At 56.7% G+C, this 10820-nt stretch carries 12 protein-coding genes; 10 read left to right on the top strand and 2 right to left on the bottom strand.

Features of this window, described 5'->3' with window-relative positions; translation table 11 throughout:
- A partial coding sequence (locus tag ACFDSS_RS09115) for a hypothetical protein (protein ID WP_375255441.1) occupies positions 1 to 415 on the bottom strand: 415 nt, incomplete at its 3' end.
- A 316-nt stretch (positions 416 to 731) separates the two neighbouring features.
- Between ACFDSS_RS09115 and ACFDSS_RS09120 the strand changes: the two genes are divergently transcribed.
- From ACFDSS_RS09120 to ACFDSS_RS09150, 7 genes are all read left to right on the top strand, one after another.
- Positions 732 to 1451: a response regulator gene (locus tag ACFDSS_RS09120; protein ID WP_375255442.1), complete on the top strand. Its 720-nt coding sequence runs from the start codon at positions 732 to 734 to the stop codon at positions 1449 to 1451.
- A 5-nt stretch (positions 1452 to 1456) separates the two neighbouring features.
- Positions 1457 to 2887, top strand: coding sequence for an ATP-binding protein (locus ACFDSS_RS09125; protein ID WP_375255443.1), 1431 nt, complete (start codon positions 1457 to 1459; stop codon positions 2885 to 2887).
- 121 nt (positions 2888 to 3008) lie between these two features.
- On the top strand, positions 3009 to 3578 hold the full coding sequence (locus ACFDSS_RS09130; protein WP_375255444.1) for a L,D-transpeptidase: 570 nt from the start codon (positions 3009 to 3011) through the stop codon (positions 3576 to 3578).
- A complete protein-coding gene (locus ACFDSS_RS09135) occupies positions 3578 to 4036 on the top strand; it encodes a c-type cytochrome (RefSeq protein WP_375255445.1) in 459 nt (152 codons plus the stop codon). The genes ACFDSS_RS09130 and ACFDSS_RS09135 overlap by 1 nt, the downstream gene beginning before the upstream one ends.
- Positions 4037 to 4263: 227 nt before the next feature.
- Positions 4264 to 5652 carry a multicopper oxidase family protein gene (locus ACFDSS_RS09140; RefSeq protein ID WP_375255446.1) on the top strand — a complete coding sequence of 463 codons (1389 nt, stop codon included), beginning with the start codon at positions 4264 to 4266 and terminating at the stop codon, positions 5650 to 5652.
- On the top strand, positions 5649 to 6140 hold the full coding sequence (locus tag ACFDSS_RS09145; RefSeq protein WP_375255447.1) for a c-type cytochrome: 492 nt from the start codon (positions 5649 to 5651) through the stop codon (positions 6138 to 6140). The genes ACFDSS_RS09140 and ACFDSS_RS09145 overlap by 4 nt, the downstream gene beginning before the upstream one ends.
- Positions 6140 to 6859 (top strand): DsbA family protein, encoded by a 720-nt coding sequence (locus tag ACFDSS_RS09150; RefSeq protein WP_375255448.1) that lies wholly within the window; start codon positions 6140 to 6142, stop codon positions 6857 to 6859. Before ACFDSS_RS09145 ends, ACFDSS_RS09150 begins: the two co-directional genes overlap by 1 nt.
- On the opposite strand, the gene ACFDSS_RS09155 is transcribed toward ACFDSS_RS09150, so the two are convergent.
- Positions 6856 to 7050, bottom strand: coding sequence for a heavy-metal-associated domain-containing protein (locus ACFDSS_RS09155; RefSeq protein WP_375255449.1), 195 nt, complete (start codon positions 7048 to 7050; stop codon positions 6856 to 6858). The genes ACFDSS_RS09150 and ACFDSS_RS09155 overlap by 4 nt on opposite strands.
- Before the next feature lie 156 nt (positions 7051 to 7206).
- Between ACFDSS_RS09155 and ACFDSS_RS09160 the strand changes: the two genes are divergently transcribed.
- The 3 genes from ACFDSS_RS09160 to ACFDSS_RS09170 form a co-directional block, all read left to right on the top strand.
- Positions 7207 to 9717, top strand: a complete 2511-nt coding sequence (locus tag ACFDSS_RS09160) for a heavy metal translocating P-type ATPase (protein ID WP_375255450.1) — start codon at positions 7207 to 7209, stop codon at positions 9715 to 9717.
- Between the two features lie 9 nt (positions 9718 to 9726).
- Complete coding sequence (cueR, locus tag ACFDSS_RS09165) at positions 9727 to 10116, top strand: Cu(I)-responsive transcriptional regulator (protein ID WP_375255451.1); 390 nt, start codon at positions 9727 to 9729, stop codon at positions 10114 to 10116.
- Positions 10117 to 10241: 125 nt separating this feature from the next.
- The coding region (locus tag ACFDSS_RS09170; protein ID WP_375255452.1) for an MFS transporter at positions 10242 to 10820 on the top strand (579 nt) is incomplete at its 3' end.

Raw genomic sequence — 10820 nt, forward strand, 5'->3', positions numbered from 1 at the left:
CCGGGAGCAGCGCATAAAGATAGACGCCCGATATATTCTCGAACAGATAGGATCGTTCAAGCGTTGGCCCGACAACACGGAGGGCCGTCCAGCGATCACCGCCGAACGAACCGAAAAACCCCGCCGACAAGACATAGACAACCACGTGCAAACCGACGAAAACAAGGGCACGCAATAGGCCGTCCAAAAGGATTTGGACCCGGCGTGGCCTATTGGGCGTCTCCAGATAGATTGCAGTCGCAACAAAGCCGACATAATTGACAACAAAAACAACGGGCAAACCGTTGGTTACGACCTGACGCAGAAACCGACCAAGCGCCGTGGTATTTGTCATCAGCATCTTGGCAAATTCGGGCGTCAGGGCAACGAAGACCATCAGGAATGGTACCAGGCTGAAAACCGTCAGAACGGTCAAGTTTCTGCAAAACCTCACGAATGGCAGTTTGGTACCGAAGTGCTTGCGAAAAACGGTTTGCAAATCCACGTCAGGCGTTGCTTGCGAAAACCAGTGAGCACCCGTGTGCCAAAACCAGCTTGACGTCGAACGCGTCACCTGCCCCCGTCGATCCTGCAATGAAATGCTGTCTATTCATAAAATCATCCTCCGTCGCTATCGCAGCGTTTAGGCCGTACACCTCAAAAAGTCGAGGAACACCCCTTATGCCTGCCTGTTACATTTGGCTACAAAGGGGGGACGGGCCTTTTGGAGTGGCGCTAGCTATAATTACACAATGACGACTATGCCTCATATTCTGGTGGTTGACGACCACGTCGAAATTCGGAAATCCGTCTCGCGTTATTTGGAACGCAACGGAATGCGGACCTCTGTGGCGGAGAGTGCAGCAGAGATGGATGTCAGGCTGGCCGAAGCCAACTTCGATCTGATTGTTCTGGATGTCATGATGCCGGGCGAAGACGGGCTCAGTGCTTGCAAGCGGCTAAGGCAAGACGGAAACACGCCGGTCTTGATGCTGACCGCGCTGGGCGATGACGATGATCGCATTGCGGGTCTCGATGGGGGGGCGGATGACTATTTGTCGAAGCCTTTCAACCCCAAGGAACTGGTGGCCCGTATCAATGCCATTCTGCGCAGAACCCAGCAAATTCCGCAGATTGAGACCTTCGCCGGTAAAAACCTGCGCTTTGCCCACCTTGAACTGGACTATGATGGGCGGCTGCTTTCCAGTGACGATGGCACGCATACGATGCTGACGACCGGTGAAATCAAGCTGCTGACGCTGTTTTTGGAAAGGCCAAGACTGGTATTGAGCCGTGACCAGCTGCTCGAACTGAGTACGGGGCGCGTGGCAGGGCCACTTGATCGGACCATCGACAATCAGGTCAGTCGTCTGCGCCGAAAGATTGAACCGGACATATTGCGCCCCCGCATCATCGCAACAGTACGCAATGGCGGATACAAATTGGCGTGCGATGTCGAGGTCCTGGCGTGACACGCATGGCCTGGAGGCTGCGAACGCAGATTGCCCTGCTGGTTTTGGGAGTGCTGTTTTTTGCGCAAGCGCTGAGCCTTTGGCTGTTTGTAGATGAAAGGTCTCTGGCGGTTCAGGCGGCAACAGGTGCAGAGGCCGCTGGTCGCGCCGCCAATGTCGCGAAGCTGGTCGAAGGCGCCCCTGCGGAACTGCACTCACAGATCATTCGTGCTGCAACCTCGCCGTTGGTGCGCTTTGATCTGTCGGACGAACCTTCCGTCTTGCAAAGAAACCATAGTCCGGGAGGCGCTGTTGAGGCCCGCCTCCGTGCGCTGCTCGGGGACAGCTACAGCCGCGAAATCCGCGTCCAGGTCTATGCGATTGAGCAAGGACCGATTCCCCTTCCGAACCTGTCATCGCAAATGGCCGAATTACACGCAGAAATGATGCCCGGCAGTATGGCCGCCATCGAGATGGAGCTATCAATCGCATTGGCCGGTGGGGGGTGGCTGAATGTCGGCACCCGATTTGAGCGACCACCACTTCAATGGTCGCTGGCCTCGAATGTGTCGTTTGCGCTGACGGCCTCACTTCTGCTGCTCGCCAGCTTCTGGTTCCTTCTGACAAGGCTGACCGGCCCCCTCAATACTTTGGCGAACGCGTCAGAGCGTTTGGGCCGTGGCGCAGGCGAAGGACCGCTTCCCGTTGTCGGCCCTCGGGAGGTTCAGGATCTGACCCGTGCCTTCAATACGATGCAAGACCGCCTGACCCGGTTTGTCTCCGACCGCACGCATATGCTTGCCGCACTCGCGCATGATCTTCGATCGCCTCTTACTGCGCTCAGAGTACGCGCTGAGATGGTGGATGACGAAGATACCCGTGCCTCACTCGTCGCTTCCAGCGAAGAGATGCAGCAAATGGTCAATGCAACATTGGACTTTGCCAAAGGCGTTGGCCAACACGAGGAGGTTTGTCGCACAGATATACGCAGGCTCCTTGCGGAGTTGGGAATTGATGGTTTGATACTGGAAAGCGATCAACCCCTGGTCTTGCCTGCCAAACCGGGAGCAATGAAACGCGCGCTCAGGAACTTGATTGAAAACGCCGTGCGTTATGGCAAGCAAGCGAAGGTTTCATGGCGGGTCAGCAATGGTGATGCCGAGATTTTTGTGGATGATAATGGCCCCGGCATTCCGCAGGTTGAGCTTGAGGCCGTTTTTGGGCCCTATGTCAGGCTGGAGACGTCGCGATCGCGCGATACCGGCGGGCACGGCTTGGGGCTATCAATCGCGCGGAGCATCATTTTTGAGCACGGGGGGTCAATCGCGCTGTCAAATCTTGCGCAAGGGGGGCTTCGTGCGACGGTGCGGTTGCCGTTGGACGCGAACGCCAGCTTGGGCGAAGCGGGCGAGCAGGCAATTGGGCAGACCGGATTGGCAGCCGCGGGAACCCGCTGAAAGCGATACATATCATTACAAAAAAGCAGCTTGGCAACTATTCAGAAAAGTCGTCGAGATATGTATCAATTGCCGAAGCTTAACATTAAGATCAAGCAGGCAATAGAAAGAGGCAAGTTATATGCGTAAGAAAACGGAATTATTGTCCCGCCGTGCTTTTGTTTCCGCTGTTGGCGCCGCCGCCTTGGCCGCGCCATCGGTGCTGAGCGCGCAAGCAACAGAAGGCGTTGTGCGCAATGTCGGGTCGTTCCGACCTCATCAGTGGCAGGACCATTTTGAAAAAATCGGCAAAGGCATCATCCTGTCCGATACCAATGCACGTTTCCTCCAGCATTGGACCGCCGACGGAGAGATGCGACTTTACCCGACCTCTGTCCCGCTTTCAGAAGACCTGACACGGCGCGGTTACACAGAAGTCATCGACAAGAAAGTCGCACCGGGCTGGGGTCCGACGCCAGCCATGCGCATTCGCAATCCCGAATGGCCTGCATACATACCGGGCGGTGATCCACTCAATCCGTTGGGATCACATGCACTCTATCTGTCCTGGCAGTACTACCGCATCCACGGGACCCAAGATACGCGCAAAATCGGGCGGCGGTCTTCTAACGGGTGCATTGGGCTATACAACGCACAAATTGCAGAGGTGTTTGGTCGAACGCCCATCGGCACACAGGTGAAATTGATTTGATGGATAAGTCTGCGTTGTTTATCGTGGGGTTCTTCCTCATTGGTGGGGCTGGTTTTGTCTGGCAGCAATTTCAGCCTGAACCGGCGATAAATCCCCATTCCGTGTCGCCTGCGAACCTCGATGGTCTTACTGTGGGTGATCCCATTGTAGACGTGACCATCCCGGCCCAATTTTCAGCCAATGCGCAAATTGGAAAACAGGTGTTTGAGGCTGCCTGCTCCGCATGTCACGGAACCAATGCGGCAGGTCAGAACGGCATCGCACCGCCCTTGGTCCATATTACCTATGAACCGGGGCACCACGGTGACGGTGCCTTCCTGAGTGCGGCCAGAAATGGCGTCATCTCACACCACTGGGAATTTGGGAATATGCCTGCCGTTGAAGGGCTGACGGACGGCGACGTCAAATTGATCGTGGCCTATATCCGGGAGATGCAAAGAGCCAATGGAATTTTCTAGCAAGGTTGTCTGAATGCCGGCGAAAGCGATGCCTGAAACCGAGGGAAGGAATTGGTTGACGCCGTAACCTACTGTGCGGTGTGTCATACCCGAAAAACGACTTTGCCTCCGAACCAGCGCGGAGCCTTTTTCGGGCGTCCACATTTTCCCGGCGTCGGCAAGGCACCATCAGTCTAATCTGGCGACCCATATCGTGAATAACGACATATAAAGAAGGTTTTGGTTCTATGCGCAGCTACAATCGGCGCCAATTCATTGCGGCAACAGGGGCACTGGCGGCACTCCCCGGCGCGGCCGCCTTTGCAAACCAGAACAGTGATGTTTTGTCGGCGCAAGAGGCCGCAGTACAGCTGCTTCCGGGGGGATATGGCCAGACCCGGCTTTGGGGCTTCAACGGCGGCGCGCCCGGACCTGAGATCCGTCTGGCGCAAGGCTCCCGGCTTCAGCGCAGGCTGGAAAACCAGCTTCCGCAGCCGACCTCTATTCATTGGCACGGTATTCGGATCGCAAATGCGATGGACGGTGTTTCGGGTTTGACCCAGAGTGCCGTTGAGGCGGGCTCAAGTTTCGACTATGATTTTCTTGTACCTGACGCGGGAACCTATTGGTATCACGCGCACAACCGGTCAACCGAGCAAGTGGCGAGGGGCCTTTATGGTCCGTTGATTGTCGAAGAGCCTGATCCTCTTGATATCGACCGAGAAGACGTGTTGGTACTGGATGATTGGCTCGTCGATCCTGAAACCGGGCAGCTCAACAGTGACTTTGAAGCGCCTCATGCGCTGAGCCATGCCGGTCGAATTGGTAATTTCATCACAACGAACGGGGTCAGTGATCTCACTTTGGAAACCCGCAAGAATGAGCGTCTGCGTCTGCGGCTCATCAACGCGTCGAATGCACGGATTTTTCCGCTGCAATTGCAAGGCTTGGATGGCTGGACTGTGGCGCTTGATGGGATGCCTTTGGCGATCCCTCAGAAAGTCACGGAGCCGATCGTCATCGCCCCCGCCCAACGTGTTGATCTGATCGTCGATGTTGTCGCGGATGCTGGTCAGACCGCCCATGTTGTCCAGATCGGGCAGCAAGGTGCCTTCAGTCAGGTCGCTTTCGAGGTGCGTGAAGGTGGCGCCATTTCCAGAAGATCAGCGCCTGATGCGCTTCCCCCCAACACGTCCGTCCCCGTTAATCTGGCGTCTGCCACGGCGTTCACGCTGCAGATGGAAGGCGGTGCCATGGGCAGCCTGCGTTCTGCCTCTCTGGATGGCGCTGAACAGACGATGAATGAAATCGCCGATGCTGGCCGTTTCTGGGCTTTCAATGGCGTCGCAGACGGGATAGATGGCGCGCCTCTCGCGCGGGTCGGAGTGGGAGAACATGTGCGCATCGCCATTCGCAACGACACAGCCTTTCCCCACGCGATGCACCTGCATGGAATGCATTTTCGGGAAATCAGCCAAAATGGTGAACTTGGACCGTTGCGCGATACCACGCTTCTGGAAAGAGGCGTCAATCGGGAGGTTGCATTCGTCGCAGATAACCCGGGTGAATGGCTGTTGCATTGTCACATGCTGTCCCATGCCGCGGCAGGTATGACGACGCGGATTGTTGTCGCATGAAGAACCGCACTTTGTTTCTGGCCTTTGGTCTTCTCGTAATCGCTGCCGCTGGCGGCGCTTTCTTGCTGACGCAGTCTGAGAATACGGTCGCAGTGCCTGTCGCCAATTATCCGGTTGATCTGGTTGCAGGTGAAGAGCTTTACATTCAATCCTGCGCTGCCTGTCACGGGACCAATCTGGAAGGTCAGGCCGATTGGCGTAGTCCGGGCGCAGATGGGCGGTTGCCCGCGCCTCCGCATGATGAAACCGGCCATACCTGGCACCACCCCGACAGCCTGTTGTTCAACTACACCAAGCTTGGCGGCAAAGAAGCGCTGGCGGCACAAGGGATGGATTTCGACAGCGGAATGCCCGGTTTTGGTGAGATCCTGAGCGATGAAGAAATTTGGAACATTCTTGCCTATATCAAATCCACATGGCCAGAGCGTGCCCGCACCACACAGGCAGAACGCACGGCCGCTGACATAGCGGCAAAGGGAGACGAGTGATGAAAAAACTTCTGATAAGCACCGCAATGCTGGTTGTCCCATTCACGGCCATCGCCGATGAGTTGAGCGAAGATAGGGTCAAGCAACTCGTTCTGGAAGCCATTCGCGAAAACCCCGGAATTGTGTTTGAGGCCGCACGGCTCTTCGAAGAGCAGCAGCAGGCAAATCAGGCACAGGCAGCGGCGCAGGTTCTGGCCGATGAAAGGGACGCGCTTGAGCGGGACCCGAATGCACCTGTCCTGGGCAACCCTGAGGGAGATGTTACTGTGGTGGAGTTCTTTGACTACAACTGCCCATATTGTCGTCAGGTGAAACCGCATATGGAGGCCTTGCTCGCTGCGGACCCGAATGTTCGCGTTGTGTATCGTGAGTGGCCAATTTTGGGCGAAGGGTCGGTATTTGCGGCGCGCGCCGCGCTGGCCTCACGCAAGCAGGGCAAATATGTCGCGTTTCACTGGGCGATGATGGACCTCAATGGACGTGCTGAGGAAGCCTCTGTCATCCGCGTCGCTGAAAGCATTGGTCTCAATATCGCGCAATTGCGCCGCGATATGGACGCCCCGGAGATTGACGAGCATATCCAAACGTCGATGCGGCTGAGCCGGGCGATTGGCTTCAGCGGAACACCGTCATTCGTGATAGGCGATAGTCTGGCGCCGGGTCTGATCGAAGCAGATCAAATGATTGCCATGGTCAATCAGACCCGCGCCGCGAATTAGGCAGCGGAGGCTTCGTAGCCCGCATCCGCAATCGCTTTTTGAACGTCGCCCTGTGCGAGTATGCTTTGCACTGTCACCAGGCGCAATTCCAGATCTGTGGCGATAACCGCCGAGGGGTCTTTGGACTTGATTCCCTTTTCGATGGCAGAGGTGCAGTGGCCGCAACTCATCTCCGGCACATTGAATATCATGGTGTTCTCCTTATCTGAACTCAGGTCGATATGAGGCTTCCAGCAACAGGAAGGTCAAGGGGTCAACTCTGCAATAATAAAAAATTTCGATTGCCACTTGAGCTTCCAGTTACTGGAAGGACTAACTGCGTCTGAGAGAATTAAAGGAACTGCTACATGACCGATCCAAAAACCGTGAATTTATCCATTGAAGGAATGAGCTGTGCATCCTGCGTCGGCAGGGTTGAGCAAGCATTGAATGGTGTACAGGGCGTGACAAACGCCACCGTCAATCTGGCCACAGAATCAGCCGCATTCACGGTGTCAGACGCCGCAAACCTGAACGCCGCCACGGCCGCGCTAACAGAACTCGGCTATCCGGCGCGTACATCGCGCCTCACGCTCAACATCGCATCAATGACCTGCGCATCTTGCGTCGGCCGCGTTGAGAAGGCCTTTCAGGCGGCGCCCGGCGTGCTGGAGGCATCCGTCAACCTTGCGGCAGAGAGTGCATCCATTGTCTATGTCACTGGCGCGACGACACCTGAAAAGCTGATCGCGGTCAGCACCGACGCCGGATATCCGGCAGAGATTGCCCAAGCTGACGCACAGGCCTCCCGCTCGGAGCGCAAAGCCGATGAGGCAAAGGCGCTGCTGCACCGCGTCATTTTTGCGGCTATCCTGACGGTCCCCGTCTTTGTATTGGAAATGGGAACGCACACGATCCCCGCATTCCACGATATGGTCGTGCGCACTATCGGAATACAGAATTCCTGGCTCATCCAGTTTGTGCTGGCGTCGATTGTTCTTTTTGGACCGGGGTGGGGCTTTTTCTCCAAAGGTATCCCGGCATTGCTCAAGCGCAGGCCTGACATGAACAGCCTCGTTGCTTTGGGGACAGGTGCGGCATGGACCTATTCGGTCGTTGCAACCTTCCTGCCGCAGATCATGCCGGATGACGTGCGCGCCGTTTACTTTGAAGCGGCGGCGGTGATTGTGGTGCTTATTTTGCTGGGCCGCTTTCTGGAAGTGCGGGCCAAAGGCCGCACTGGGGCCGCTATTCAGGCACTGTTGGGTTTGCAGGCAAAAACCGCACGCGTCCTGCGTGATGGTCAAACCGTCGAGGTTGAGATCGACGCATTGACCATCGGTGATGCTATCCTCGTGCGTCCCGGTGAAAGGGTTCCCGTTGACGGCAAAGTCACCGACGGCACAAGCAATGTTGATGAAAGCATGATTACCGGAGAGCCGCTTCCGGTCACAAAATCATCTGACGACTTCGTCACCGGCGGCACGGTGAACGGCACCGGAAGCCTGACATTCGCAGCAACCCGTGTTGGTGCGGATACAACATTGGCGCAAATCATTCGCATGGTCGAAGAAGCACAAGGCGCCAAGCTGCCAATTCAGGGCTTGGTCGACCGGATCACGATGTGGTTCGTTCCGGGTGTTTTGGCTCTCGCCACATTGACCGTTCTGGTCTGGCTCTTGGTTGGGCCTGATCCGGCGCTCACTTTTGCGCTTGTTGCTGGTGTGTCAGTCTTGATTATCGCCTGCCCTTGCGCGATGGGCCTTGCCACGCCGACATCCATCATGGTTGGCACTGGACGCGCGGCGGAGATGGGTGTTTTGTTCCGCAAGGGCGATGCCCTGCAACACCTCAATGAGGTCGATATTGTGGCGCTCGACAAGACCGGTACGGTCACGCAAGGTCAACCAACGCTGACAGACCTGATTACGACTGAGGGCTTTGAACGCAGCAAGACGCTTGCGTTGATCGCATCCGTTGAGGCGCAATCCGAGCACCCCGTCGCAGAAGCCATTGTGCGGTCAGCCGTCGACGAAGGCCTGTCCTTGGCCGATGCAACCGACTTCCTGTCAGTGACAGGCTACGGGGTTGAGGCAAATGTCGACGGTCATCGCGTCCATGTGGGTGCAGACCGGTATATGGCGCAGCAGAGCATCGATACGACAGCCCTTGAAAACCATGAGCGATCCCTCGCAGAGCGGGGCCGGACGGCTCTTTATGCAGCGATTGACGGCAAGCTCGCAGCGGTCATCGCCGTGGCTGACCCCGTGAAGCCGTCCAGCGCGGAGGTGATAAAGGCGCTGCATGATCGTGGCTTGAAGGTTGCCTTGATTACAGGCGACAAGCAGGCCACAGCAGACGCGATTGGCCGCGAGGTTGGCATTGATGAGGTGATCGCTGGCGTCTTGCCTGATGGCAAAGTCGCGGCACTCGATAAACTGCGCGAAGGTGGCCGCAAGATTGCTTTCGTCGGAGACGGGATCAACGACGCGCCCGCACTTGCGCATGCCGATGTCGGCATCGCAATCGGAACCGGCACGGATGTTGCGATCGAAAGCGCGGATGTCGTGTTGATGTCGGGTGATTTGCGCGGCGTGGTCAATGCCGCAGAGGTTTCGCAAGCGACGATGCGCAACATCCACCAGAACCTTGTCTGGGCCTTCGGCTACAACGTCGCCCTGATCCCGGTTGCTGCGGGTGCGCTTTACCCCGCCTTCGGCCTGCTTTTGTCGCCCGTCTTTGCTGCTGGCGCAATGGCGCTATCGTCGGTGTCGGTCTTGACCAACGCCCTGCGTTTGCGGCGTATCTCTGCCAAGATGCCAGAGACCGCGCAAGCCCAAGAGCCAGCCGTCAGGCTGGTTCCGCAACCTGCAGAATAGGAGGTCAGTATGAACATCGGCGAAGTATCTGAACGCTCTGGATTGCCCCCCAAGACAATCCGCTACTACGAGGACATTGGCTTGGTCCGCCCATTGCGAAGCTCCAACGGGTACCGCGCGTTCAGGGAGAAGGATATCCATAAGCTCGCTTTTCTGGGACGCGCGCGTGCCTTGGGCTTTTCGATCGAAGACTGCCGCACCCTCATGGGCCTATATGAGGACGAAACACGCGAAAGCGGGCAAGTCAAAGCCGTTGCAAAGGAGCATCTCACAGAGATCGACAACAAGATTTCGCAACTGAAATCCATGCGCGAAACGCTGTCTGACCTTGTTGAGGCCTGCCAAGGCGACCATCGTCCCGATTGCCCGATCCTGAAGGATTTAGCGCGCGGCGCGTAAGTGATCCTCTCTTTGGGCTTGCCATAAGCGGCTGAAAGAGAGGTGATCGAAGATCGGGCGGTTCCTTCCGTTGCACCATCCAATACATTATGCTTGTGATGCGGGCACATGACGAAGGACTTGAAATGACTTATGCACTTGGCATCCGCCAGAACATGCGCCCGTTTCTGGAACAAATGCTGCAAGTCTTTTTTGTCGGTTTGACCATCGGAATGCAGCGTACCGTCATTCCGGCCATGGCCGAGACCGAATTTGGCGTGATTCAGGGTTCAATGACCGCGATATTCGCCTTCATCGTCTCCTTTGGGGTCGTCAAAGGCGTGATGAACTTCGTTTCGGGCCGCCTGTCAGAACGTGTCGGCCGGCGGCGCGTATTGATTTGGGGCTGGCTTGTTGCCCTGCCGATCCCGTTCATGATCCTTTGGGCGCCGTCCTGGGGCTGGATTGTCGCGGCAAATATCCTGTTGGGCGTCAATCAGGGCTTTTGCTGGTCAATGACAGTCACGGCAAAGATGGATATCGTGAAGGGCTCCGAACGCGGTCTTGCCACTGGCTTCAATGAATTCGCAGGCTATGGCGGTGTGGCGCTTGCGGGACTTCTGACCGGCTATCTGGCCAGCTATTTCGATCCACGGATGAGCCTCTTTGTCTTCGGGCTTGTCGTGATATCAGTGGCACTGGCCGCAGGCGCACTTGCCTTCACA

Source organism: Yoonia sp. (assembly GCF_042093035.1).
In the GTDB taxonomy this organism is placed as follows: domain Bacteria; phylum Pseudomonadota; class Alphaproteobacteria; order Rhodobacterales; family Rhodobacteraceae; genus Yoonia.

Bases quoted from the DNA above. Each gene is read 5' to 3' on its own strand.
- ACFDSS_RS09120 (WP_375255442.1), top strand. From the start codon at position 732: ATGACGACTATGCCTCATATTCTGGTGGTTGACGACCACGTCGAAATT.
- ACFDSS_RS09125 (WP_375255443.1), top strand. From the start codon at position 1,457: ATGGCCTGGAGGCTGCGAACGCAGATTGCCCTGCTGGTTTTGGGAGTG.
- ACFDSS_RS09130 (WP_375255444.1), top strand. From the start codon at position 3,009: ATGCGTAAGAAAACGGAATTATTGTCCCGCCGTGCTTTTGTTTCCGCT.
- ACFDSS_RS09135 (WP_375255445.1), top strand. From the start codon at position 3,578: ATGGATAAGTCTGCGTTGTTTATCGTGGGGTTCTTCCTCATTGGTGGG.
- ACFDSS_RS09140 (WP_375255446.1), top strand. From the start codon at position 4,264: ATGCGCAGCTACAATCGGCGCCAATTCATTGCGGCAACAGGGGCACTG.
- ACFDSS_RS09145 (WP_375255447.1), top strand. From the start codon at position 5,649: ATGAAGAACCGCACTTTGTTTCTGGCCTTTGGTCTTCTCGTAATCGCT.
- ACFDSS_RS09150 (WP_375255448.1), top strand. From the start codon at position 6,140: ATGAAAAAACTTCTGATAAGCACCGCAATGCTGGTTGTCCCATTCACG.
- ACFDSS_RS09155 (WP_375255449.1), bottom strand. From the start codon at position 7,050: ATGATATTCAATGTGCCGGAGATGAGTTGCGGCCACTGCACCTCTGCC.
- ACFDSS_RS09160 (WP_375255450.1), top strand. From the start codon at position 7,207: ATGACCGATCCAAAAACCGTGAATTTATCCATTGAAGGAATGAGCTGT.
- cueR (WP_375255451.1), top strand. From the start codon at position 9,727: ATGAACATCGGCGAAGTATCTGAACGCTCTGGATTGCCCCCCAAGACA.